At 37.4% G+C, this 26,276-nt stretch carries 21 protein-coding genes, 2 pseudogenes and 1 riboswitch; of the genes and pseudogenes, 9 read left to right on the plus strand and 14 right to left on the minus strand.

What is annotated here, in order from left to right; translation table 11 throughout:
- Window positions 1–30: 30 nt before the first annotated feature.
- Together J2Z81_RS11755 and yhbH are read left to right on the plus strand one after the other, a co-directional pair.
- Window positions 31–1,926, plus strand: coding sequence for a PrkA family serine protein kinase (locus J2Z81_RS11755; protein WP_029267565.1), 1,896 nt, complete (start codon window positions 31–33; stop codon window positions 1,924–1,926).
- 152 nt (window positions 1,927–2,078) lie between these two features.
- The gene (gene yhbH, locus J2Z81_RS11760; RefSeq protein ID WP_029267567.1) at window positions 2,079–3,239 is read left to right on the plus strand and encodes a sporulation protein YhbH; all 1,161 of its coding nucleotides are present in this window, start codon (window positions 2,079–2,081) and stop codon (window positions 3,237–3,239) included.
- A 54-nt stretch (window positions 3,240–3,293) separates the two neighbouring features.
- Here yhbH and J2Z81_RS11765 read toward each other — a convergent pair whose 3' ends face one another.
- Window positions 3,294–3,641 carry a hypothetical protein gene (locus J2Z81_RS11765; protein WP_226371409.1) on the minus strand — a complete coding sequence of 116 codons (348 nt, stop codon included), beginning with the start codon at window positions 3,639–3,641 and terminating at the stop codon, window positions 3,294–3,296.
- Between the two features lie 167 nt (window positions 3,642–3,808).
- Between J2Z81_RS11765 and J2Z81_RS11770 the strand changes: the two genes are divergently transcribed.
- Complete coding sequence (locus tag J2Z81_RS11770) at window positions 3,809–5,221, plus strand: SpoVR family protein (RefSeq protein ID WP_029267572.1); 1,413 nt, start codon at window positions 3,809–3,811, stop codon at window positions 5,219–5,221.
- Window positions 5,222–5,280: 59 nt separating this feature from the next.
- Here J2Z81_RS11770 and uraA read toward each other — a convergent pair whose 3' ends face one another.
- From uraA to J2Z81_RS11800, 6 genes are all read right to left on the minus strand, one after another.
- Window positions 5,281–6,561: a uracil permease gene (uraA, locus tag J2Z81_RS11775; RefSeq protein WP_029267573.1), complete on the minus strand. Its 1,281-nt coding sequence runs from the start codon at window positions 6,559–6,561 to the stop codon at window positions 5,281–5,283.
- A gap of 275 nt (window positions 6,562–6,836) precedes the next feature.
- Window positions 6,837–8,498 carry a CocE/NonD family hydrolase gene (locus J2Z81_RS11780; protein WP_226981344.1) on the minus strand — a complete coding sequence of 554 codons (1,662 nt, stop codon included), beginning with the start codon at window positions 8,496–8,498 and terminating at the stop codon, window positions 6,837–6,839.
- A 39-nt stretch (window positions 8,499–8,537) separates the two neighbouring features.
- A complete protein-coding gene (locus tag J2Z81_RS11785) occupies window positions 8,538–9,197 on the minus strand; it encodes an ABC transporter permease (protein WP_029267578.1) in 660 nt (219 codons plus the stop codon).
- A gap of 16 nt (window positions 9,198–9,213) precedes the next feature.
- Window positions 9,214–10,125, minus strand: coding sequence for an osmoprotectant ABC transporter substrate-binding protein (locus J2Z81_RS11790; protein ID WP_029267581.1), 912 nt, complete (start codon window positions 10,123–10,125; stop codon window positions 9,214–9,216).
- Between the two features lie 22 nt (window positions 10,126–10,147).
- Window positions 10,148–10,801 (minus strand): ABC transporter permease, encoded by a 654-nt coding sequence (locus tag J2Z81_RS11795; protein ID WP_029267583.1) that lies wholly within the window; start codon window positions 10,799–10,801, stop codon window positions 10,148–10,150.
- A gap of 12 nt (window positions 10,802–10,813) precedes the next feature.
- Window positions 10,814–11,956 carry a betaine/proline/choline family ABC transporter ATP-binding protein gene (locus J2Z81_RS11800; protein WP_029267585.1) on the minus strand — a complete coding sequence of 381 codons (1,143 nt, stop codon included), beginning with the start codon at window positions 11,954–11,956 and terminating at the stop codon, window positions 10,814–10,816.
- A 255-nt stretch (window positions 11,957–12,211) separates the two neighbouring features.
- Here J2Z81_RS11800 and J2Z81_RS11805 point away from each other — a divergent pair, with 255 nt between their 5' ends.
- On the plus strand, window positions 12,212–12,358 hold the full coding sequence (locus J2Z81_RS11805; RefSeq protein WP_198020907.1) for a hypothetical protein: 147 nt from the start codon (window positions 12,212–12,214) through the stop codon (window positions 12,356–12,358).
- A 93-nt stretch (window positions 12,359–12,451) separates the two neighbouring features.
- Here the strand turns inward: J2Z81_RS11805 and J2Z81_RS11810 are convergent, their stop codons facing one another.
- Window positions 12,452–14,761, minus strand: coding sequence for an LPXTG cell wall anchor domain-containing protein (locus tag J2Z81_RS11810; RefSeq protein WP_226371411.1), 2,310 nt, complete (start codon window positions 14,759–14,761; stop codon window positions 12,452–12,454).
- Window positions 14,762–15,302: 541 nt separating this feature from the next.
- Here J2Z81_RS11810 and htpX point away from each other — a divergent pair.
- Complete coding sequence (htpX, locus tag J2Z81_RS11815) at window positions 15,303–16,178, plus strand: protease HtpX (RefSeq protein WP_029270175.1); 876 nt, start codon at window positions 15,303–15,305, stop codon at window positions 16,176–16,178.
- 127 nt (window positions 16,179–16,305) lie between these two features.
- A riboswitch (SAM riboswitch) is annotated at window positions 16,306–16,415 on the plus strand.
- Window positions 16,416–16,501: 86 nt separating this feature from the next.
- Window positions 16,502–17,410 carry a homoserine O-acetyltransferase MetA gene (gene metA, locus J2Z81_RS11820; RefSeq protein ID WP_226371412.1) on the plus strand — a complete coding sequence of 303 codons (909 nt, stop codon included), beginning with the start codon at window positions 16,502–16,504 and terminating at the stop codon, window positions 17,408–17,410.
- Between the two features lie 39 nt (window positions 17,411–17,449).
- Here the strand turns inward: metA and J2Z81_RS11825 are convergent, their stop codons facing one another.
- Window positions 17,450–18,511, minus strand: coding sequence for an NAD(P)/FAD-dependent oxidoreductase (locus J2Z81_RS11825; protein WP_226371413.1), 1,062 nt, complete (start codon window positions 18,509–18,511; stop codon window positions 17,450–17,452).
- A gap of 232 nt (window positions 18,512–18,743) precedes the next feature.
- Between J2Z81_RS11825 and J2Z81_RS11830 the strand changes: the two genes are divergently transcribed.
- The 3 genes and pseudogenes from J2Z81_RS11830 to J2Z81_RS11840 form a co-directional block, all read left to right on the plus strand.
- Window positions 18,744–19,115 (plus strand): CidA/LrgA family protein, encoded by a 372-nt coding sequence (locus J2Z81_RS11830; protein ID WP_226371414.1) that lies wholly within the window; start codon window positions 18,744–18,746, stop codon window positions 19,113–19,115.
- Window positions 19,108–19,797, plus strand: coding sequence for an LrgB family protein (locus J2Z81_RS11835; RefSeq protein ID WP_029270183.1), 690 nt, complete (start codon window positions 19,108–19,110; stop codon window positions 19,795–19,797). The genes J2Z81_RS11830 and J2Z81_RS11835 overlap by 8 nt, the downstream gene beginning before the upstream one ends.
- 275 nt (window positions 19,798–20,072) lie before the next feature.
- Window positions 20,073–20,387: pseudogene (locus J2Z81_RS11840) on the plus strand (cytosine permease); the annotation flags it as partial.
- Between the two features lie 164 nt (window positions 20,388–20,551).
- On the opposite strand, the gene J2Z81_RS11845 reads toward J2Z81_RS11840, so the two are convergent.
- The 5 genes and pseudogenes from J2Z81_RS11845 to J2Z81_RS11865 all read right to left on the minus strand — a co-directional run.
- Window positions 20,552–22,684, minus strand: a complete 2,133-nt coding sequence (locus J2Z81_RS11845) for a heavy metal translocating P-type ATPase (RefSeq protein WP_226371415.1) — start codon at window positions 22,682–22,684, stop codon at window positions 20,552–20,554.
- A complete protein-coding gene (locus J2Z81_RS11850) occupies window positions 22,677–23,045 on the minus strand; it encodes an ArsR/SmtB family transcription factor (protein WP_015008898.1) in 369 nt (122 codons plus the stop codon). The genes J2Z81_RS11845 and J2Z81_RS11850 overlap by 8 nt, the downstream gene beginning before the upstream one ends.
- Window positions 23,046–23,177: 132 nt before the next feature.
- Window positions 23,178–23,543, minus strand: a complete 366-nt coding sequence (locus J2Z81_RS11855) for a DUF6262 family protein (protein ID WP_226371416.1) — start codon at window positions 23,541–23,543, stop codon at window positions 23,178–23,180.
- On the minus strand, window positions 23,544–25,457 hold the full coding sequence (locus J2Z81_RS11860) for a tyrosine-type recombinase/integrase (protein WP_226371417.1): 1,914 nt from the start codon (window positions 25,455–25,457) through the stop codon (window positions 23,544–23,546).
- A 2-nt stretch (window positions 25,458–25,459) separates the two neighbouring features.
- Window positions 25,460–26,152: pseudogene (locus J2Z81_RS11865) on the minus strand (tyrosine-type recombinase/integrase); the annotation flags it as partial.
- Window positions 26,153–26,276: the final 124 nt, after the last annotated feature.

Consider the following 26,276-nt stretch of genomic DNA (forward strand, 5'->3'; position numbering starts at 1 on the left):
AAACCGTGACATATATGGAGGGGAATATAAATGGATATTCTGAACAAGGTTAGGAATCACCGAGAAGAAGAAGAACGGTTAAAATGGGAAGGGACATTCGCGGAATATTTAGATATAGTGAAGGAGCGGCCAGAAGTGGCACAAACAGCTCATTCACGAATTTATAATATGATTAAGCATGCTGGCGTGTTGGAACGAGATGGAAGAAAAATGTATCAATTTTTTGGAAAAGAGATATTTGGATTAGAAGATGCGATTGAGAAACTTGTGGAAGAGTATTTACACCCTGCGGCGAAACGCTTGGATGTTCGTAAGCGTATTTTATTATTAATGGGACCAGTCAGTGGGGGAAAGTCTACCGTAGTCACCATGCTTAAGCGCGGCCTTGAGCAGTTTTCCAGAACAGATGAAGGAGCGGTTTATGCCATTAAGGGTTGTCCGATGCATGAAGATCCACTTCATTTGATCCCCAATCATCTTAGGGGAGATTTCTATAAAGAATATGGGGTGCGAATAGAGGGAAGCTTATCTCCGCTGAATGCCATGCGGCTTGAGAAAGAATATGGAGGGAGAATTGAAGATGTTGAGGTAGAGCGCATCTTTTTATCAGAGGATAGGCGAGTTGGCATTGGAACATTTAGTCCTTCTGATCCCAAATCACAGGATATTGCTGATTTAACAGGAAGTATTGATTTTTCAACCATTGCTGAATATGGGTCTGAATCGGACCCGCGTGCATATCGGTTTGATGGTGAGTTAAACAAGGCGAACCGGGGAATGATGGAGTTTCAGGAAATGCTGAAGTGTGATGAGAAGTTTCTCTGGCATTTGCTTTCTTTAACACAGGAGGGGAATTTCAAGGCCGGTCGTTTTGCGTTAATTAGTGCCGATGAACTCATTGTTGCTCATACGAACGAGGCAGAATACCGGTCATTTATATCCAATAAAAAGAATGAAGCGCTGCATTCCCGTATTATCGTTATGCCTATTCCATATAATTTGCGAGTAAGTGAAGAAGAGCGTATTTATCAAAAAATGATTAATGAGAGTGATATGGCTCATGTTCATATCGCCCCTCATGCACTTCGAGTTGCTGCTATCTTTTCCATTTTAACAAGGCTAAATGACAGCAAAAAACAAGGCGTTGATCTTATTAAGAAAATGCGCTTATATGATGGAGAAAGTGTGGAGGGATATAATCAGGTTGATGTAGATGAATTAAGGAAGGAGTTTCCTGAAGAAGGAATGGATGGGATTGACCCTCGCTATGTCATTAACCGGATTTCCTCAACGATTATCCGCAAGGAAGTTCCTTCGATAAACGCACTGGATGTTTTGCGTTCTCTAAAAGAGGGGCTTGATCAGCATGCGTCTATTTCAGATGAAGGCAAGGAAAAGTATATGAATTATATCGCAGTTGCCAGAAGGGAATATGATGAAATTGCGAAGAAAGAAGTTCAAAAAGCGTTTGTTTATTCCTATGAAGAGTCTGCCAAAACATTAATGGATAATTATCTTGATAATGTGGAAGCGTTTTGTAATAAAAACAAGCTAAAGGATCCGCTGACTGGCGAGGAAATGAATCCAGATGAGAAATTAATGCGTTCGATTGAGGAACAAATTGGTATTTCGGAAAATGCTAAAAGAGCTTTTCGAGAGGAAATTCTTATCCGCATCTCAGCTTTCGCCAGAAAAGGAAAACGATTCGACTATAATTCGCACGAGCGTTTGCGAGAAGCGATTCAAAAGAAGCTTTTTGCGGATTTAAAAGATGTTGTTAAGATTACAACATCCACACAAACCCCAGATGAATCGCAGCTGAAGAAGATTAATGAAGTGATTGCCAGATTAATTGATGAATATGGCTATAATTCTGTTTCAGCGAATGAATTATTGCGTTATGTAGGAAGTCTGCTCAATCGGTAGTTAAAAAAGGATACAAAAAATAACAAGACTTATCTTCGCGTGAGTCTTGTTATTTTTTTACCCAAAGTTCTCTAAAAATGCAATAACTTGTTTGTGCTTGCATAGGATAAATAAAGTACAAAATTTTCTTAAAATAGTTAGGTGGGGATAGAATGCAGGAAGAAGAAAAAAGTAGTTTCGCCGTCTCCAAGGAAAACTGGTCTCTCCATCGTAAAGGCTATCAAGATCAACAGCGTCATATAGAAAAGGTGAAAGATGCCATTCAAAATAATTTGCCCGACTTAGTCAGTGAAGAAAGTATTATCATGTCGAATGGTCGGGAAAAGGTAAAAATTCCGATTCGTTCGTTAGACGAATATAAAATACGTTATAATCATAATAAATCAAAGCATGTGGGCCAAGGTGATGGGGATAGTGAAATCGGTGATCTTGTTGCTCGTGACCCAAATGGAAAAGAGGGTGTTGGAGGCGGAAAAAAGGCGGGAGATCAGCCAGGTGAGGATTATTATGAAGCGGAAGTATCACTAGCGGAATTGGAAGACGCTCTATTTAAAGAATTGGAGCTGCCTAATTTGCAGGAAAAGGATAAAGCAGAAATCATAACAGATGATGTGGAATTTAATGATGTACGCAAGAAAGGACTTATGGGAAATGTGGATAAAAAGCGGACGATTTTAACTGCTTTAAAAAGAAATGCACAAGAGGGAAAACCGAAAATAACTCCTATCCATAATGATGATTTACGCTTTAAAACGTGGAATGACGTCATTAAACCCGAATCAAAAGCTGTTGTTCTAGCAATGATGGATACGAGTGCATCCATGGGTAATTTTGAGAAGTATATAGCGAGAAGTTTCTTTTTCTGGATGACAAAGTTTTTACGTTCAAAATATGAAACCGTTGAAATTGCATTTATTGCACATCATACAGAAGCGAAAGTCGTATCAGAAGAAGCCTTTTTCTCAAAAGGAGAAAGCGGTGGAACGATCTGTTCATCCGCTTATCACAAAGCTTTAGAGCTAATCGATGAAAGATATCATCCGTCCAGCTATAATATATACCCTTTTCATTTTTCAGACGGTGAAAATATCACATCGGATAATCCAAACTGTATCAAATTGGTAAATGAGATCATGGATGTTTCGAGTATGTTTGGCTACGGGGAGGTAAATGCGTATAATCGCAGGTCCACTCTAATGAATGCCTATAAGACATTTGAAAATCCTAAATTTCGTCATTATATTCTAAAAGAAAAACGTGATGTATACCATGCAATGAAAAGCTTTTTTAGAAAAGAAACAGCAACGGCTTAGAATCTCCCCTTAGCTGGGGAATTTTTTTGACTTTATAAGGGCCTCTTACTTGGTTCATTCTACCAGTTCTATTTTATAAACGCCGCGATCCGTACTTATTAGAAATTGATAGCCGTCGTACTCATATAATGTCGTATCCTGAAGTGGTATCTTATAGAGATCGTCTGGCAAAGTGTATGGATCCTTGTCTGTTTGAATGGCCCCACCTCCATTTAAATGAAGTGCATGCATTGCTTCATAATCATCGATCCTTCTTGTGTTGGTTGCATAGGAAATATGGTCTAAATGTAGACATGTCTCGTCAACATCATCCAGTTCATGCTTCATAATTTTAATCGTATGTCCGGTCCATTGGTGGATTAATCGGTTAAATTCCTCAACGGTTATAAAATGATGATTCATGTTCATCCCTCCTGATCTTATACTTTCCTTGATTGATGTAAACATACAGAAATAATTGAGGTACAAAAAGTGTTTTTTAACATACACTTCATTGTTTAAGAAGTGTCTATCATTATTCCTCCTTTTGCTTCATAAACTATAAAAAGCAACGTTTGGAGGGATACTAATTGACAGACACAAAGCCACTTTATCGTGCGATCGATGAGATTACAGAAATTGCGTCTGGATTCGGACTTGATTTTTATCCGATGCGATATGAAATATGTCCTGCTGATATTATTTATACGTTCGGTGCATATGGTATGCCAACAAGATTTACCCATTGGAGCTTCGGAAAACAGTTTTATAAAATGAAATTACATTATGACCTCGGTTTGAGCCAAATCTATGAGCTTGTTATTAACTCCAATCCTTGTTACGCCTTTTTACTTGATACGAATAGCCTTATTCAAAATAAGCTCATTGTAGCCCATGTACTTGCCCATTGTGACTTTTTCAAAAATAATGTCCGTTTTTCCAATACAAGGCGAGATATGGTAGAAAGTATGACAGCTACAGCGGAGCGGATTGAACATTATGAGATGATTTATGGCAAAGATGAGGTAGAGCGCTTTTTGGATGCTGTTTTATCCATTCAAGAGCATATAGATCCATCGCTTGTAAGACCTACACTAGCGTCTTATGAGGAGTTGGAGGAAGAAGAGGAAGCCCCATCTCGTGTAAAAACACCTTATGATGATTTATGGAGTATCGATGAAAAACCGGAGGATAAGAAAGTAACAAAGATGAGAAGGCGCAAGAAGTTCCCGCCTCATCCAGAAAAAGATCTTTTATTGTTTATTGAACAGCATAGCCGTGAGTTGGAAGATTGGCAAAGAGATATTTTGACCATGATGCGTGAAGAAATGCTTTATTTTTGGCCACAGCTGGAGACAAAAATTATGAATGAAGGATGGGCTTCTTATTGGCATCAGCGAATCTTAAGGGAGATGGATCTTACAACGGATGAAACCATTGAGTTTGCTACCTTAAATGCTGGTGTTGTCCAGCCTTCAAGACATCAGATTAATCCATACTACTTGGGAATAAAAATTTTTGAAGATATTGAGGAACGCTATAATAATCCAACGGAAGAAATGAAAAAGATGGGAATACAACCAAACACAGGCAGAGAAAAGATATTTGAAGTAAGAGAGATTGATTCGGATATTTCTTTTATTCGAAATTATTTAACAAAAGAAATGGTTCAAAGGGAAGATATGTATTTATTTGAAAAGCAGGGCAGTGATTATCGAATTACAGATAAAGATCATGAACAGGTGCGAGATCAGCTTATATCCATGAGAGTCAATGGAGGTTTTCCGTATATTACGGTAGATAACGGAGATTATCAGCGTAATGGAGAACTTTATTTGGTCCATTCATATGAAGGAATAGAGCTTGATCTTCATTATTTGGAAAATGTCATCCAATATATTTATCAATTGTGGGGTAGAACGGTTCATGTCGAAACTTATGTCGAAAATAAAAAAATTCTTTATTCCTACGACGGAAATAAAGTCCACCGTAGGTATCAATAAAAGAGTAAAAAAGGACAGTCTCCGACCGCTTTAAAGCGATGGAGGACTGTCCCTATCTTTTATTCATTAGATAGTTTAAGTATATCAAGGAGTTTGAAGAATAGGCTCAGGATAACAGCTACAACTGTAGCAAGTCCCATTCCTTGTAAGTCAACTGTTCCAAGTTTAATGGTTGCGCCACTAATCCCTATACCTAGAACAACACATGTTAAAATTAAGTTTTGTGAATTGCTATAGTCTACTTTTGCTTCTACAAGCATGCGAATTCCACTTGCTGCAATAATTCCAAATAAGAGCAAGGAAATACCGCCCATGACAGGCGTTGGAATAGAAGAAATTAATGCTGCCAATTTTCCGCAAAAAGATAAAATAATCGCAAGTATAGCAGCCCCGCCTATAATCCAAGTAGAATAAACCCGCGTAATCGCCAGCACACCAATATTTTCACCGTAGGTTGTATTTGGCGTCGAACCAAATAAACTTGAAATCATGGTTGAGATCCCGTTTCCGAATAAGGAGCGGTCCAGGCCTGGATCTTTGATAAGATCTTTTCTTACAATGTTTCCCGTTACGACTAAGTGTCCAATATGTTCCGGGATTAAAACAAGCGCAGCAGGAAGAATAATCAATATATCCGATAGATTAAACTTTATTTGATAATAAGTCGGCATGGAGATCCACTTTGCTTCCTGTACAGCAGTAAAATCTACGAGTCCATAAAAATAGGCAATTACATAACCGGAAATGATTCCGAGCAAAATAGGGATGATTTTTAAGAAACCGCGCATTGTCACCCAAAATATAATGGTAAGTCCAAGTGTGAGCAATGAAACGGCTAAAACAGATGAATCAGCGGCCCAATTTTCTCCTGCATCTGCCGGTTTAATTAAACCTGCCATTTCTGCTGCAGTTGGCACAAGCTCAAGCCCAATAACCGCTACAATGGCCCCCATCGCGGCAGGAGGAAAGATGATATCAATCCAGGAGGTTCCTGCTATTTTAACTATTATTGAAATGATGATAAGTGTTGCCCCGACGATAAAGAATCCGCCTAATGCATAGCCAAAGCCCTCTATTCCGCTGTAGTGACCTAACACTACCGTAACCGGCGAAATAAAGGCAAAACTTGATCCTAAATAGGCGGGTATTTTTCCCTTTGTAACAAACAGGTAAATGAGTGTACCGATCCCGTTCATCAGCAAAATCGTTGCTGGGTTCACTCCAAATAAAATAGGCACAAGTACTGTTGATCCAAACATGGCAAATAAATGCTGTAAACTTAATGGTAAACTCTGTAAAAATGGTAAACGTTCATGCACTTGAATTTCACGTGCCTCCATCTTCTCTCCCCCTGGATGATTATTTTACATTAAAAAAGCACCCTGCCTGATGAACGGCAAGATGCTGTATAAATAGATGGATTGACATCAACCATCATAATGCATCAAAAAATGCATATGTATACGCTTGTTCCTTGCCAGCCTCACAGGACTGTTTTAAAGGTAACAGATTCAATTAACTTATTCTTGTTAATATTACAGATTCCGCTATCAAATGTCAATACTTTTCATCATGATAAAAGACGCCAAGCTGCCTGAGCTCACGTCTTTTCATTTTACGTGTTTTCCAGTGGTAAGATAATGTTAGAAGGATATCTTTTACTATGATAAATCGTTTCATAGGCAGGAAGGCCGTTTGAGGCAGTGATTGATGTTTGTCCATTATTTTGATTCACGTCATATTGTGGGGCATTCGATGCTGCGATTTCTATTCGTATGGAATGTCCTGCTTTTACTTGATAAGCGGTGTAATTGACACCCATTTGGATACGTGCAGGTTGATCCTTGTTCACAACCTCTCTGTGAAAAGAATCAACGATATTATAAGCTCTTCCATCTGGATTGACATCAGAGACTCGAATAAAAATATCCAGGAGCGATGACGGACTGGATGCCCATATATCTGCTTGTACTAATCCATAGATGTTTAAAGGGGTTTCCAGCGGTCTGCTCGTATAAACAAGGACATCTTTTCGGCTTTGGATTTTTCGCTGATCAAACATGCCTGCTTCCTGACCGGCAACAATCGAATTGCCACCATAAGAAGGGACTGGGTTTTTAGGATCGAGCAACAGCTTATTCAAAGAATCGATTGTCGTTGGCTCCATCATCAAGCGTCCATCCCCATGCAGTGTACGAGCATCTCCATTACTTTCAAGATAGAAATGCTGCACATGCACAGAAGCAGGTAAACGATCGAGAGCCTCCCATGTTTTTTGTCCCATTTTGTACAAATGGACAGATTTATCAATGGCAAGGGGTTTATCTTTTAGCCAATGATCAAACCATCGGATATGGAGTTCTGTTGGATCCTGTATTTTATCCATCCCGATGGAGGTAGCGCTGTCTTCAAAGTAACATTCCCCGGCTCGTCCCGTCATTTCAGTATGTGTCCACGGACCAATCCAAAGCATAGATGGCCCAGTGTAATTTTGGTATGCCTTGATTGTTGATTTCAGTAATGAATCGAACCAGCCGCCAATAAATAGTGCAGGAACCTTCATTTCTTGCAGATGATCGTATAAAGAGATATATTCTATCATTTCTTGGTTCATATTTTTATTAATGAAATCAAAGAAAAATGAATTCGGATCGAGCTCTTTTAATGGTGGCCATGTATTTGAGGGAGCATAAGAGATCCAATCGGGAAGATCATCGGTGTATTGCTGGACATTTCTTTTTTCTCCACGTCGCTTGAGCATATTCGGCAAGATGGATTCCAGTGTCCAAGTAGCGAAGGATCCAATCTCAACCAAGGCGTTTTCATTGTGTAACATACCAGTCCATGGATCTGTCATTGACATCACCGGAGCAATAGCCTTCAATGAAGGCGGCATTTCGGCAGCTGCTGCAAACTGTGTATATCCGTGGTAGGACATTCCAAAAAGGCCGACCTTGCCATTGGAGCAGGGGAGGGAAGCAGCCCATTCCACTGATTCATACCCGTCTTTTCTCTCGTTTACAAATGGATAAAACGCTCCGTCTGAAGCAAAGCGACCGCGTACATCCTGAAGAATAACAATATATCCAGCATCTACCATTCGTGGCACTTCTACATATTCATTAAAATAACGCGGTGTTTTTTTATCATAAGGAAGACGGAGCATAAGGACTGGGTAACGATGATCATCATTTGGACGATAAACATCACTGCGTAAAATGGTCCCATCGGATAGTTTGCATTCTACATTTTCTTCCAAAATATAATTACGTTTCATCATAAATCCCTTTCTTCTTAGGAAAAATTTCTACGCTTTTCATTTCTTCGCAACTTTTTCATTTGCAGGGGAAAGCCAAAATTCAAGTTTTCCCATTCCGAAGTCAGCAATAATAGCCATAAGAGCAGCTGGAATCGCTCCTGCCAGAATAATAGATGCACCATTTGAGGCGTTTGTTCCTCGAATAATGATATCACCTAAACCTCCGGCCCCGATGAATGTCCCAATTGTAGCGACACTAATTCCAATTACTAAAGCAGTTCGAAGTCCAGCCATGATGACAGACATAGCCAATGGAATCTCGACCATGCGCAGAATTTGAAATTTTGTCATACCCATTGCTTTTCCTGATTCTAGCAGCGTTTTATCGACTTGGCGGATTCCTGCATACGTATTCTTGAGAATTGGTAAAAGCGAATAGAGAAATAGCGTGGTAACGACTGTATTTGGCCCAAGTCCCATCGCTAACATGAGTACTGCCAGTAAGGCTAATGCCGGTATTGTCTGAATAATGTTAGCAAGTGAAATAACAAAACCGCTTAATCGATGATAGCGGGCAATAATAATGCCGAGCGGAATAGCCACAATAGCGGCAAATAAAACACCATAAAAGGAAACCAAGGCATGGCGAATAATTTGCTCCCATACATAGGGCATATTATTACTATAATAAGTAAATAAATCGCTTATTGTATCCAACGAAGATCACCCCTTTTTATTCAAAATAATTATGTTCCTTTAAAAACTCTCTGGCAACTGTAGCTGGTTCTTTCATTTTTACATCTACTTCATAATTTAATTCTTGCATTTTTTCTGTTGTAATGGTTTTTTCTAATTTTTTAAAGATAGAAGATAACTCCGGATGCCTTTTTAGCAAATCATTACGTACTACTGGTGAGGCATCGTAAGGTGGGAAAAATTGTTTATCATCTTCTAAAACCTTTAAATCATATGCTTTGATCCGCCCATCGGTTGTATAGGCTAAAACAACATCCATTTTTTCACTGGCTACTGCTTTATAAACTAAACCGATCGCCATTGGATAGAGGCGGTTAAATTCGAACCCGTATTCTTCTGTAAATCCTTCATAACCGTCACCTTTTCGTTTAATCCAGCCATTATCTACTCCTAGACTAATTTCTGAAGATAGCTTTTCCAAATCGGACACTTTGGTAATATTTTCCTTTTCAGCTAATTCACTTGTGACCGTAAATGCATAGGAATTGGCGAAACCATAGGAACCGAACCATGTTTGATCAAATTGCTTTTCAAATTCCTCCTGTACGATTTCCAATGCTTTATCAGGATCTTTGACCGGGTCATGACCGATGATGGCTAAGTCTGTCCCTGTATATCGTGTGGATGTAACATCTACTTCTCCCTCGGTCATAGCCTTATGCTGCACAACGGATGATCCCAGGTTACTAACAATTGTTGTATCCAGATCTGTATAGTGTTTAATCATTTGACTTATGATATATCCCATTGTTTTTGATTCAGCAGTACCCAATGTTCCGATAGCAACGGTTTGTTTGGAAGAACCACTTAAACCTGGCAAAGAACAGCCGCTAAGTAAAAGTGCCAATATTGCCGTGATTGTGAGTATGCGTTTTGAGTAAAATTTCATCACCGTTTTTGTTTCCTCCTTTCTAGGCTGCTTGTTGCTTCATTCGCATTCCTTTTGGAGTAACCCATCGTTCTATGCGGGCAAATACCTGGTCAACGACAACAGCCATGATCATAGAAGGGATTGCTCCTGCGATGATAAATTCTGGTAAGTAGAGATTTAGCCCATCGAAAATATAAGATCCAAGGCCGCCTGCTCCGATAAAAGAAGCTAGCGTTGCCCATCCAATTAAATAAACGGTAGACAAACGGATACCAGCCATAATGATTGGAATTGCAAATGGTATCTCTACATGGCGAATAATTTCCCAGCTATTCATTCCCATACCGCGTCCTGCTTCCAAAAAGCTTTTATCTACATCTTTCACACCTGTATAGGTGTTTCGTAAAATCGGCAGTACGGAGTAAAAGAACAATGCAACAATTGCAGGTACTTTTCCTACGCCTAAAATCGGTACGAAAAATGCTAGAATTGCCAAACTGGGAAAAGTCTGAATTGTACTGACGATGCGCATAATAACTTCTGCCATTTTAGGGATTCGGGTAAGGGCAATACCAAGCGGTACTGCAACAATGATTCCTAGGAGAACAGCTATGAGAGATATATAGAGGTGCTCCCATGTTTTCAATAGCAATTCCCCGCCATTCTCATTTAAAAATTCGATGATACTTTGCACGTTTGTCACCTCCTAAATTGTTTTTGCAAGACTTTCTTCCTCGCCCCAAATCGTATCGTACACGATATCCACTAAACTGGCTCTCGTTACAATACCAACGAGCTGGTCTTTCTCATTAATGATTGGAACGTTTTTAATACCTCGTTTTAAAATACTGTGGATCGTATCGCGTACAAGGGTATCTCTTTTCACTTTAAAGATATCTGATTTGATAATATCTCCAACATAAGTGGATTTTTTAAAGGTATGATCAATGATTTCAACGTCAATATAACCTTTTAATACACGTGAATCATCTACAACAAGAAGGGTATCAACTCGATGATGTTTCATGATTTGAATTGCCTCTTTGATGGGTCTGTCTGCTGTTATTGTGATAGGGTTTGCATTCATAATTTGTTCAACTGTTTGCACATTTGGTTTCGCTTGAACGAGGCGGTCTTTTCCGATGAATTCTTCAACAAATTCATTGGCAGGTTCACGTAATATCTCATCAGGTGTACCTACCTGTACAATTGCTCCATCTTTTAAAATGACAATACGATCGGCTAATTTAATCGCCTCATCCATGTCGTGTGTGACAAATACAATTGTTTTGCCTAATGATTTCTGCAATTTCTTAAATTCTTCTTGCAAACCATCTCTGGTAATTGGGTCAAGTGCGCCAAACGGTTCGTCCATTAAAATAAGTGGCGGTTCAGCAGCTAAGGCCCGCAGTACTCCAATTCGCTGTTGCTGTCCGCCACTTAATTCATGCGGATAACGCTTTAAATAGGAAGGATCCATATGAACCAGCTTCAGAAGCTCAGCGGCCCGATTCTTGCGGTCCGCTTCAGACCATTTAAGCAATCTTGGCACCAGTGAAATGTTTTCTTCGATGGTCATGTGGGGAAACAACCCGATTTGCTGGATAACATAACCAATTTCGCGTCTCAGTTTTACCGGATCTTTGTCTAATATATTTTCCCCGTTAATGGAAATTTTGCCCTCTGTCGGTTCGATTAAGCGGTTAATCATTTTCATTGTAGTTGTTTTGCCGCAACCACTGGGGCCAATAAAAACAATGAACTCTCCTTCTTTTACACTTAAAGAGATATCATTAACCGCTTTTACGCCTTTTTTATACATCTTGGTAACATTTTCAAATTTCAACAAATGTATGACACCTCCGTTTATTGTCAGTATTTAGTGTAACGAATACTTTATACAATATAAAGTTTATAAATTGTACATATTGTATAAAAAATTGGATTCACAAACAAATAATTATGTCCAACGTCAATTTACTTAGTTTTTTTCCAATTTCCTCACTAATTCGATTTTTTATTTGTTTTATAAAATATGATATGCCATGAATAAAAGTACTTATTATTCAAAAACTAATCGCAACTTAAGGAAAGGAGTATGTTATTGTCTACTAAAGATAAAAAGCGAAACAACCAGTTTAAGGAAAATGAAAATAGTGGGGAACATCGAAATGGGCGCAAGAGTCAATTTAAAAATCATAATGCTGAGGGCGGCACGCCAAATGAGTATATTAGTAAAAAGGAAGAATAGAAGTATTCCCCAGTTTGACTGGGGGCGGATTTCTTAACATCAAAAAAGCAGCTACAACATACGAATTTGTATGTGTAGCTGCTTTTTAATCGTTTAGCTGTCCGTTTGCTTCTTTTTTCTAAAGAGCAATAATCCTACACCAGCGACAGTTAGGACTCCGCCAGTTAAAAGCCATGTATACAGATTTGTCGCTGTATCAGGCAATGTCATTCCGTCTAATCCAGAATCATTGGTTTCAGTTACAGTTAATTCGTCCGAATCATCCTCGTCATCTGAATCAATTTTATCTGCATCTTTCTTTTTGTCATCCTCTGTTTTATTGTTGTCTTTTTTGTTGTTATCCTTCTTGTTATTTTCGTCTTTATCTTTGTTGCCGTCGTCTTTGTTATCGTCCTTATCTTTGCCAGGGTCTTTTTCATCTCCTGGTTTGTTACTATCATTACCAGGTTTGTTGCTATTATCGTCCTTATCATTTTTATCTTTATCTTCGTCGTTGCCCGGCTTGTTGCCATCGTCTTTGTCATCTTCGCCATCACCAGGGTCTTTGCCGTCCCCTTCGTAAGAAACGATTTCGAATGGTACGTCGATCTCTTCTACGACTTCATTCCCATTTTGGTAAAGCGTTACTTGTACATTGATTCCTTCCAATTCACTTAATGCTTTTGTGCTTTCTCCAATAGCTGAGAAGAAACCTTCATAACCAGCAGCACCGTCAATAGAATCAAGGTGAATGATTGCTGTGTTTCCATCCCATTCGATGTCAAGGTCTCCACCCAGACCACCGTCACTTAGAAAATCATCTAAAGCATCTGGAACATTCCCTTGTGTATACTCATCTGGTTCATGAACGGTAATATCCTCAGGTACATTGAATTCAACTTTTACTTTATCGATATTGTCAATTGTTAAATTACTTGCGTTGAAGGCAAAGTTTAGTCCAAACTGATTGTTGTCTAGACCAGGAAAGTCTTTTACAATTTGACTTTTTGCATCGAATTCCCATTGCTCTGTCATTTCTGAAAAGTCAACGCTAATTGTGCCTTCATATTGTCCAACTGGATGATAGCTGTTATTTTCGATTTTATATGCGTTAATTGTTGAAGCTTCCATTTTTTCGTCGGAAACGCCGATTATAGGGATTTGATAACTTACTTCTTGCTTGTCATCCGAAGTTATTTTCGGTAATTTTACTGCAACCGCATTTGATCCATCCTCTAGCTGTATTGGTTGAATATTAGCAGGCGTATTGTCATTGTTTAGCACTCTAACCCCTTCAGGAATTTCGAATCCTGCATATAGCTCATCAACACTTGAATCTGTTTGGTTTTGTGCTTTCACAGTTACATCCATTACATAATAGCCTTTTTCATTATTAAAAGTTGCTTTTCCATCAATGGACCCATGAAGATCTAATTGCGGGTTATCGTCCATCACGGAGAAATCAATATCACGCTGACTTTTGATTTGTCCTATTTCCTCGTACGTTCCTGCATTTCCATCTACATTCAGTAGGTAAAGGTTGTTGTTTGGATCATTATCCTCTGGAACGCCTTGTAAAGGGATATCCAGAAATATTGTTTGATTTCCAATTCCTTTAACATCTGGTACTTTTACTGCAACTCCTGTGCCTCCATCGTTTAGCTGTACTGGTAAAATCCCACTTGGCACATCTCCAACGTCCGGAATAGCAACACCATTTGGCAATGCAAAAGCTACCCACTTCTTATTTACATCCTGTGTATTGGTATAATTTGAAAGCCCAGCTTGCAGATGTAGGACATAATATCCTTTATTAAAATCATAAGCAATATCTCCGTTTGCAGTTCCATGGATTTCTTTCAGATTTAAATCCTCATCATCATTTCCATTATCTTCTTCTTTTTCATTTTCTTCTTGGTCATCTTCTGTTTGTGTATTCATTTTATTTTCCTTATTTCCTTTTTCTTCGGTTTCTTTATCATTTTTTACAGAAGTTTCTTGGTCCTTTGTTTGACTGTCAGCTTCATTATCTGCTTTCTGATCATCATTTTGCTTTGCTTCATCGGATTGTTCTTTATTAGAATCGGTATTTTTATCGGATGTAGGCTTGTTATCGTCTTTCTGATTATCATCGCCATCTTTTTTGTTTTTGTCTGTTTCGGTTTCTTTATCACCTTCATTGGCTTTTGAAGCCTTGTCATCCTTCTGTTTCGTCTTATCTGCATCTTTGTTGTTCTTTTGCTTGTTCTGATCAGATTGATCTTGATCAGCTGATTCCTGCGGTGCATTATTCTCGTTTGCCACATTCCGTTCACTCTTAGGTTGTTCCTTGTCCGATTCACTATCCTTTTCAGCTGCAAGAACAGCCGTCGGATATAAGGCAAGCATAAAAGACATGCCTAATAAGGACAATTTTTTGAACATACAATCACTCCTATTTTTTTATTTGCATCTAATATGCAAGTCATATGAATATTCAGAACTAGAAGAATCGTTTCGCCCGCAAGTAGGGTCATTCTTTCTCATCATGCTGTTTTAAATGGAGTATAAGTTATCATTCCTATGTAGAAATAAGTCCCCTGTACTGCACTGCTGTTAATACTAATCTTATAGACTTACAAAAATAGATGAAACTTATGTAAGTATAACGAAGAAGAATTACCACAACAACGGTACAATCTACTAGGAAAAACTATTCAAATAGGGATGGTAAAGTATGGTTATATCAACTACATTAGGAAAAAAGTGGTGTATTATTGTGAATTATCTATTAATTTTTGAAAAGAAGTGTTATCGTAAATAGGCTTGAAAAGGACTTTCGACTCCCAATCCTATCTAAAATAAGAAATGTTTTAAAAAAGATGAATGAATGATAAATATTTTACATATTTTATTTATGGAGAGCTTGTTAATACATACAAGAGTCTATATAATAATTGTAAGAATTTAAAAAAGGAATGAGAAAATGGGGAAGCGTATATTTTATTTTTTGCTAACGAACGTATTAGTTTTAACAACAATTAGCATTATTCTTTCTCTTACAGGCGGTTGGAATTACATTGGCCAGAACGGTATTAATTATGGTGCACTCCTTATATTCAGTGCGGTTGTCGGTTTCACTGGGTCCTTTATTTCCCTGGCAATATCACGCTGGATGGCAAAACGGGTGATGGGGGTTCAAGTGATCAATCCTGAAGCGCCTAAATCTGACGCTGAAAGAGAAGTAGTGGAAAAAGTACATCGCCTTGCAAGAACTGCAGGGTTAATGCATATGCCTGAGGTGGGCATTTACGGGTCACCGGAGGTAAATGCCTTTGCTACAGGTCCATCGAAAAAACGCTCATTGGTAGCTGTATCTACTGGATTGTTGAACGAAATGGATGACGATGCAGTGGAGGGTGTAATTGCTCATGAGGTGGCTCATATAGCGAATGGCGATATGGTTACGATGACATTATTGCAGGGGGTCGTAAATACCTTTGTCGTTTTCTTGGCTCGTATTGTTGCTTATGTTGTTTCTCAATTTGTTCGAGAAGAAATCGCTCCAATCGTACATTTTTTAGCCATTCTTGTTTTTCAAATTTTATTTTCCATTTTAGGAAGTCTTGTTGTTTTTGCCTACTCAAGACATCGAGAGTTCCATGCTGATAAAGGTGGAGCAGATTTGGCAGGAAAAGATAAAATGAGGCATGCTTTAGAAATGCTTAAAGTATATTCGAACCGGATTAAAGGAGAAGAACAAACTGCAATTGCTACGTTAAAAATAAATAATAAAGGCAAAAAATCGATGATATTTTCGACACATCCAGATTTGGATGAGCGAATTAAGCGCTTAGTTTAGTTTTTAATGGGCATTCAGGCTATGGATGCCCATTAAATCCACTAACCAGCTGGTCGAATGGTTTGCTTTTTTTGTGAAAACTGTTATGATGATAAATATCAACTTTTGAATAATTAAATAATTTTGATTCTTATCAAGAGAGGTTAAGGAACTAGTCCAATGACACCTCAGCAACCTGTCGCACTATTGCAGACAAGGTGCTAATTCTAGCAAGTTTTGTTACTTGAAAGATAGGGAGATGACAATGCAAATAATACAGTCTCTTCTTTATCGGAGAGGCTTTTTTACTTTTGATGAAAAAATAGAAAGGAGATTGTGTTCCATTGCCAATAAATATATCTAAAGAATTACCTGCCATTGAGGTGTTAAAAGAGGAGAAAATCTTTGTAATGGATGAGGATCGAGCAAGAACGCAGGATATTCGTCCACTTAATATCATCATTTTAAATTTGATGCCTGAGAAGGAAAAGACAGAGCTTCAACTTTTGCGTTTACTCGGGAATACACCACTTCAGGTGAATATATCGTTCCTGCGCATGACCACACATCGCTCTAAAAATGTTGATAAATCACATTTGGATACGTTTTATGAGAAGTTTGCCGATATAAAGGATCGTCGTTTTGACGGCATGATTATTACTGGGGCTCCCATTGAGCATTTAGCTTTTGAAGAAGTGAATTACTGGGAAGAGTTAGCGGAGATCATGGAATGGACGAAAGAAAACGTAACTTCTGTTCTGCATATTTGCTGGGGTGCACAAGCGGCTTTATATTATCATTATGGAATTGGAAAATATGAATTGCCTAAAAAAATTTCTGGGATTTATAACCATCGTGTAGCTGATCCTACTGTGAAGCTTGTGCGCGGATTTAATGATATATTCCAGGCGCCACATTCAAGATATACAGCGGTTTCTGTAGAAGAAATTAAAAATCATCCAGACTTAGAATTACTTTCTGCTTCTGATGAGGTGGGGGCCTTTATTATTATGTCACAGGATGCAAAGCATATTATGATTACGGGACATTTAGAATATGATGCGACAACGCTTGCTGAAGAGTATGAACGTGACCTTAGCAAAGGTCTAGATGCTGACATACCCGAAAATTATTTTCCGAACGATGATATAAACGAAAGACCGCTCAATTCCTGGCGATCTCATACACATTTACTGTTTTCCAACTGGCTTAATTACTATGTATATCAGCAAACCCCTTTTGAATGGAAATAAAAATGAAACTGCTTTTTAAAATAGCAGTTTCATTTAGCTTTAATGGCGTTTGCTTAGCCATAATACACCTGATTTAGCTAGGCGCGGCAAAAGACCTGTCATTGGTTGCTGCATCATATTGCCAAAGCCGTCTGATTTGCCTAAGGAGCCAAGTGTTCCTTTTAATTTAACTTCTTTTGGTTTCTTTGGTTTTTGGCCATTTAAAACAGCTGCTAATACGTCACCAATTTGTTCCCCCTGCTCTCCAGCTAATTGTGCACTTGGGGAGTGTACAGATGAGGCGCAATCGCCAACTACATAAATATTATTTTGCTCTGGTACTTGATAATAGTCGTTTACAATCAGTTTTTCCTGTTCATCTTTTTTAAATGGCAATGTTCTCGCTAATTCATGAGGCTGAACACCTGCTGTCCAAACGGTAACGTCATTGACGTAGCATACTCCGTTATTACAGACGCCGTCTTTTTCAACATATTCCACATTTGCATGATGGAGAACTTCTACATCGTTTTTTAAAAACCAATCGGATACATGGGCCTGGATTTTTGGATCAAATGGCCTTAATACAGAGCCTCCGCGGTCAAGTAATCGTATATTCAGATCTGGTCTGCTTTCCCTGACTTCTGAAGCAACTTCGATTCCGCTTAATCCGGCACCAACAACAGTTAATTTTCCATATGCTTTCAAATTACCAATAGCCGTTCCTGTGAGCCTCGCTTTAGAAAAAGTTTGAACACTTTCAGTAAATTCCGGGGCACCTGGGACACCGTGGTAGTTATCAACACAGCCCAGTGCGATAACTAAATAATCGTAGGATACAACTTTGCTCCAATTTGCAAATCGAATTTCCTCCTGCTCTACATCGATCTGATTCACTTCACCAAATACATATGTAACGCGATCATTTTTTGGAAAGTCTATTCGAACTTCTTTGTCTGCAACAGTTCCTGCTGCTATTGTGTAAAATTCTGTCTTTAAAGAATGATATGGGTTTTTATCGATCACTGTTATTTCTATATCATCTGGGAGGTCCTGGTCTAGTAATTTATATAATATTCTAAAGCCTCCATACCCACCGCCTAAAATAACTAAGTTTCGCATATTAAATCTCCTCTATAATAAAATATAACGTTTCATAACAAATTCATTCATTTGTACGCACCTATTTTAAGATTAACAAAAATATGACAGGAAGACTAGAGAAATTAAAGAATAAATGAGGGGGAAGCTAAAAAGTTGTTTCATATACTATAAATTAACGAAAGCTGTGAATATGCTATACTTAATATGTATTAATAACCTTTTTATCCATTTTTCATTGGAGTGTTCATTTATGTTGAATATCGGGAAAATTATCTTTCATATCATTATTTTATATTGTCTTTATTTCATTGGAAACTGGGTTCAGGATACGCTTGATCTTTTTATACCTGGAAGTGTTATTGGGATGATTCTTTTATTCATTTTACTTTTGACAAATATATTGAAAGTTACATGGATTGAACAAGGAGCCCAATTTCTTATCAAAAACTTATCATTACTGTTTATTCCTGTTACTGTTGGGGTTATTGATTATTTTTCCTTATTCGCTGGAAAAGGTCTTCGTCTAATTGGAATAGTGCTTCTTAGTACAGTGCTTGTAATGATTATCTCTGGTGCAGTTAGTCAATGGATCGGAAATCGAAAGGATTTAAAGCATGATTAATTTTTTCATTGGTTTACTAGCTATCCTATCTACAGTTGGCATTTATATGCTGGCAAAAAAAATAAATGAAAAAGTACCATCGCCATTTACACTTCCTATTTTAATAGCCACGATTATTATTATTTTGCTTTTGCTTCTCTTTCATATCCCTTATGATACGTATATGATTGGAGGAGAGTGGCTCAATCAATTGCTTGGTCCAGCAGTTGTGGCATTGGCGTATCCTCTTTATGTGCAGCGGAACATTATCAAACAAATTGCAATGCCCATTTTTATCGGCGTATTGATCGGAGCGTTTGTAGGTATATCAACGGGGGTCTTATTTGCAAAGTGGGCGGGATTTGGCGAGCTGATTATTTATTCACTTAGCCCGAAATCGGTCACAACGCCAGTAGCTATGGATATCGCAGATACACTTGGCGGAGCGCCGCCGCTTGCAGTCATTTTTGTCATGATTGCAGGAATTGGAGGAAGTGTGTTGAGTTCGGTTATTTTTAAATGGAGTCGAATTACTAATTATATGGGGCGTGGTGTTGGAATAGGAAGTGCCTCTCATGCAATTGGCACAGCTAAAGCAATGGAGAACAGCCAATTAGAGGGATCGATAAGTACGGTTGCAATGGTGCTTAGCGCTATTTTCGTCTCCATCTTAACACCTGTTCTTGTCAGTTTCTGGATATAGCCTTTCGTTATTGACAATTGGATTTGATTTTGTGATAATAACTTAGAAAATAAATACTGGTACCTTTAATTCAGTCCCGTGAGGCTGACAAGGACGTCGGATAGCAATAATGGATAGGTGTGTGTGAAATACATGCTTATTCTATGAAAAAAGGCTTCTTGTCATTTCTGACAAGGAGCCTTTTTCATCTATCATCCAACTCCAAGAACGATGTTTTAATCGAAGGGTATTTCTTCGGTACCAGTCATTTTTAAAAATGATATGGAGGAATGAGGATGAAAAAGATAGATTCTGAATTTGCATTACAAGCTGTGCCACAAACACATAGAAATGGTTTTTGGAAAATGCTTGCTGTCATGCTGGGGTTGACATTTTTCTCAGCAAGTATGTGGGCTGGGGGCTCATTAGGGAACGGTTTAACTTTTATACAATTTATGGGAATCATGCTGGTAGGAAATTTGATCCTTGGTTTATATACGGGTGCACTTGCCTATATTGCTGCTAAAACAGGCTTGTCCACACACCTTCTTACCCGTTATACGTTTGGGGAGCAGGGGTCTTATTTATCTTCTTTCTTACTTGGAGGATCATATCAATAGTAATGTGTAAAAAACATTATAAAAACAAACCTTTTACTTTAACTACATGGATTCAACGCATACTCATCAAATCGAAAATATAACGATGAAAAGAAAATTTATTCAAATTTTAAAGGGATAACAAATGTTATCCCTTTCCTCTTTAAACAAAATTGTTATTCTTTACTTTTCAATAACCTTAAACTGTTTAGTGTTACAAGTAATGTTGCTCCCATATCGGAAAATATCGCTATCCATAGCGTTAACCAACCAGGTATAACTAACAGCAATGCCACTAATTTAATTACCAATGAGAAGGTAATATTTTGTTTTATAATCGTCAAAGCCTTACGGCTTAAATTAATGGTATATGGTAATTGTCTTAAATCATCTGACATTAAAGCAATATCAGCTGTTTCTAGTGCTGTATCAGTTCCAACACCACCCATTGCCACACCAACAGTGGAAGTTGCAAGAGCAGGTGCATCATTCACGCCATCTCCAACCATTCCCACACTTTTATGCTTTCCACGAAGTTCTTTAATGAAATTCAATTTATCTTCTGGAAGCAAATCTGCTTTAATATCTGAAACACCGACTTGTTTTCCAATCTCTACTGCTGTCCTTTGGTTATCACCTGTCAGCATCACTGTTTCAATTCCAATGCTGTTCAATTTACTGATGACATCTTTTGATGTTTCTCTTATTTCATCTGCCACTGCAATAAGAGAAAGGATTTCTTGTTCCGTTCCTAACACCATGACTGTTTTTCCCTGCGTCTGCATTTCAATAATCTGTCGTTCTTGATTCCTTTCAATGCTTCCATGTACTTCTTCAAAAAGATTTGGACTACCTACATAATATAATTCATTATTTACTTTTGCTTTTACGCCTTTACCTGTAATAGATTGAAAATCTTCAACCAATACTCCATTAAAGTCCAAACTGTTTTCTTCTGCTTTTCTCATAATTGCTGAAGCAAGTGGATGCTGTGATCCCTTTTCAATAGCTGCTGTAATAGTCATTAATTCATTTTCATTTCCACTATACGTTATAATGTCCGTTACGGCTGGAACACCTTTTGTTAATGTTCCAGTTTTATCGAAAGCAATTGCTTTTAGAGCTCCTGCTTCTTCCAAGTGGATGCCACCTTTAATTAAAACACCATTTTTAGCTGCATTTCCTATTGCAGTAACTACAGCAACAGGTGTTGAAACAACTAGAGCACAAGGACAACCAACTACTAACACAGCCAAGCCTTGATAGACCCACATGCTCCAATCAGCTCCAAATAGTAAAGGGGGAACAACAGCGATTAAAAGAGCCAAGACGACAATAGCTGGTGTATAGTACTGTGCAAATCTATCGACAAACGCTTGAGAAGGTGCTCGTTCTGCTTGGGCTTCTTCTACCAAATGAATGATTTTTGATATCGTGGTATCTTCTACCTTTTTTGTTACTTTTACTTCTAGTAATCCTTCCTCATTCAATGTTCCTGCAAAGACTTCATCACCAACAGTTTTGGTTACTGGAACACTTTCTCCTGTAATGGCGGCCTGATTTAATGTCGATATACCCTGAATAACTGTTCCGTCCATCGCTAACTTTTGGCCAGGTTTTACGATCATAATATCGCCCACTAGAATATCTTCAACGTGTACTTGCATTTCTTTATTTTCACGACGAATTAGTGCTTCTTTTGGAGCGATATCCATTAACGATTCAATGGATTGCCTAGCCTTGTCTACTGAATAGCGCTCTAACGCTTCGCTTATAGCGAACAGGATAACAACCATTGCCCCTTCTCCCCATTGACCAATCACCGCGGCTCCTAGAATGGCAATAGTCATTAGCGTATTCATATCGAACTTAAATCTGCTTAAATTTTTAAATCCTTTAATAAATAATGAATATCCACCAATTAAGATGGCTGCTGCAAAACCAATCGTTGGAAGAATATGACCTTCCCCATATTGCTCGCCCAACAACCAACTCATAACAAGCAATATAGCTGAGATATAAACTTTAATATTTGCTTTCTGTTTCCAAAACGATTCACGTTCTATTTTTTGTTCTTTTTCATCTCGAATCTTTAAATTTTCAAAAGCACCTGCTTTTTCTAATTCCTCAATCGTTGTACTTCCGTGAACATAGATTTTAGATGCCCCAAAGTTTACTTTAGCATCTTCAACTCCTTGTAATTTTTTTACGTTATTTTCAAAGATATTTGCACAGCTTGTACAGGTAAATCCCTGAACTCGATAAGCTTTCATTTCTTGTTCCGATAATTTTGCTTGTTGATCAGACATTTACTTTTCCTTCTTTCTCATGTTTTAATGCATTAACAAATAACTGTTCAACATGGTCATCATCCAGCGAATAAAACGCTAATCTTCCTTCTTTTCTAAACTTAACAACTCCTTGCGTATGAAGCGTGCGTAAGTGGTGGGAAGCATTTGCGACCGTGACATCAATAATATTTGCTATATCACAAACACATAACTCTTCACCTTTTAACAAGGCAAAGGTAATTTTCGCCCTATTTTCTTCCGCAATAGCTTTAAATAATTGGGCAACACTAGAAATATCTTCTTTCTCTAATTCTCTTTGTATTCGATTAACTTTTTCTTCGTCATAACAATAAATTTCACAAGCATCTTTATTATTCATTTTCTCACTCCATTTCCATTCAAGTCCCCACTTGATTATATTGTACCCTTTCTACAAATCATATTCAAGTGAACACTTGAATGAAAGAGAGTTAGATTTCCAATTACGGACAAATAAGAAGTATAATCTAGCTTAAAACAACTTCCCATATAATTTTTGAACTTGATCTTTTAATTGTTTATTTTCGTCCTCTAATGCCTTTATACGACTTTTTAGTGTCCTTATTAACACTTCCTCTGAACGAGGGCTTTTGCTTTGTTTACGGGGAATTAATTCTCTTATTTGCATCCCTCTTAAAGTCTCAATTCTATTTCTAATGTCTTTCTTTTTGTAAAGCCACGACTTTGAAACATTTGCTTTTTCAGAAACAGAATTAAAGTTAATTTTCTCTTTTTTAATTACCATCTCTGATATGGTCTTTTCAACTCTAATTCTTGTTTTCTCTGACTTCTCTTTTGAAAGTTGAATTATAGCAGTTGTATTACTCTTTTTTGTCATCTAATTCGTCTCCTTTAAGGAATGAATAATCTGCTCTAACCTATTTTTAACACGTTCGTTAGTTTCAATCTGACGCTGCCATTGATTCTGTTTAGCCCTATTTAGTATTTCCTTAGTTCGGTCTAAGTGCTCCTCATGTTCATTTAAAAAACTTTTACTTGTACAGAAATTCGTACAAGTTAAACAAGCGTTAGCATGAGGACAAGGTCCTGCAATTACTGGTAAGCGACAGTAACCGTTAGGAAGAGCTTGTGCATTGATATTCTTTTTAAACCATTGAAGATCTGTATTGTCAGCTTCACTATTATCTTCGCTTAACTCCAGAATGCTGCCGTTATTCGTCACCAAAGTCTCCTTGAATTTTGTGAACTCTTTTTTTAGAGTTTCATCAAATATATGAGCATACCTTGCGGTCATTTCTGGTGATTCGTGACCTAAAAACTTTTGAACAATATGCTGTGGCACTCCGTTGTTTATCATTCTAGTACCAACAGTATGCCGAAAGGCATGAGCATGAAATCGAAAAATTTCTCCCTTATTATCCGTTATCTTTTCTTCATAAGCTAATTCATTTAATTTCACTCTAAAGGTATCCTGCTTTAATGGAGAGCCGTCTTTTCTTGGAAATAAATACTCACAGCCATTATCAAAGTCATCAGCTACCCTTTGTTCCTGAACGAGTATCAATGCAGCAATTTCTTTAGATATAGGAATGATATGTTCTTTTTTCATTTTCCACTGATAATACTTCAAGAAGCAATCCCCTTCTTTATCCGTAATAACACTACCTTTTTTCAACGTACAAAGTTCACTGATACGCATTCCGCATTCTTGAAGTACCATAACCATAGTAGCTATATAAGGTTCTAATTTATCTAATTTCCCGTTTAATTGTTCAAGTACATGTTCATCAATATAACGTGGTTGTGCCTTCGGCACTTTAGGATAATCTTCTTGAAAGATAAGGATCTTAGAAGGAGAATCATTCCATTCAAACCTTTGAATAGTAGAGAAAAAAACATCTAAAGTAGATATTCGTCCAGTTACCGTACTTGGTTTTAAACCTTTTAAATTAATTTCATTTAAATATTGCTCAACTTCTTTTCTAGTTAATTGATGAATCCTTCGTATGCCTTTACAATTTTTGTTTATAAAATTAAAAAACTCTTTTAATCTTGATGCTGTATCAACAACATGAGAAAAGCTACGTGTATTTAACATTAATTTACAATACCGCTTAACTAATTCTTTAAAATAATCATTTTCAAACCCCTTGAAATTGATTGTGTATTCATAGGATGTTGGATTTACCTTATCTTCCGATAATGAAAGTTTTCTTCGATTCCAAACATCTTTCTCCCATTCATCGCCGTCAAAATAGAAATCCTCATAGAACTCCATAAACTGTTTAAGATTAGTAACGTAGTAGGAGTTCGCATATACAGGAATTTTTTTTTGATTTATATCAAGCTTGTAATTTGTAGTCGTAGTTTTTACTCCTTGTTCTGCTAAGTAAGTACGGTATTCTGTCAAAGCTTTTTTTATAGGTACGTCAGTTATAGATCTAATGTCAGGATATTTTAAATTTAAAAATCCCAACATTCGGCTTATCACTGTTCCTTTTCTAATCCAAACAGATTTTGCATTCCAAGTTCCATTATTTAAGTGAACATAATAAAAATATTTTAATTCTGTTTTTAACCAGATGTTTTCTACTTTATCAAAGTTTACCCAACGATTTTTTAACGAAGGATTCTTACTTAACTCTATCGCACTAGGATGTGGGCAAATTCTTATATCCCATCTATCTGCTGCCCAAAACCCTTGTAAGACACTAGTCATATCCGCTATTTTTTTATTAATCTCTGTGCTAGTGACAAGCTTTCGATTTGTTGCAACGCTTGGAAATTTCATTTCTATTTTTCTCTCCCTTGTAGATACGCTTTATATTCATCTTTCATATCTTGATCTGAAAGATGAACGTACGTATCAAGTGTTGTTTGTACATGTGCATGACCTAACCTTTTTTGTACGTAAGCAGCATCCCATCCACTTCTAATGAGTTCAGTGGCATGCGTATGACGTAACATATGGGCAGTGAAGGTAATCCCTGTCCGTTTTACCAATCGCCTAATAAGGTCTAATACACTTTGATATTTTAAAGGTTTCCCAAAATAAGATTCTTTGAGATTTATAAATATATAATCATGCTCTAAATCTTCTCCATATTCATGAACTAAATAATCGGTATATAAAGCCATTAATTCCTTGCTAACATCGATTGTTCGTTCTTTTCTAAGCTTAATATAAGCCCCGTTTCCATTATGATCTCTTGGTGTGATATTAATCAGATTATCCCAAGGAGAAATATCTTCGATACGAAGAGATAATACCTCCCCAACCCGAAGTCCTCCTTCATACATAAGCATAATAAGTAACTTATCTCTTTTGGTATGACATGCATCAATTATTGCTTTAACTTGTTTGTGTTCTAATACTTGTACAAGTTTCTTTTTGATCCTAAGCTTTAAAATATTTTTTTGATAAGATTTTCCTTTAGAAATATGGTGAAGAAATCCCTTAAAATTTCTTCCCCTTGCTTCTTTAGTCATATCACATAAGCCCCTAAATGAACTTAGACACTAAGAGTTAATTATAATATACTATTTAGTGTCAAGGAGGCTAACATCATGAAACGAACAAAATATTCAAAGGAATTTAAAATACAGGTTA

Source organism: Virgibacillus alimentarius (assembly GCF_017874635.1).
GTDB classification, from domain to species: domain Bacteria; phylum Bacillota; class Bacilli; order Bacillales; family Amphibacillaceae; genus Virgibacillus_B; species Virgibacillus_B alimentarius.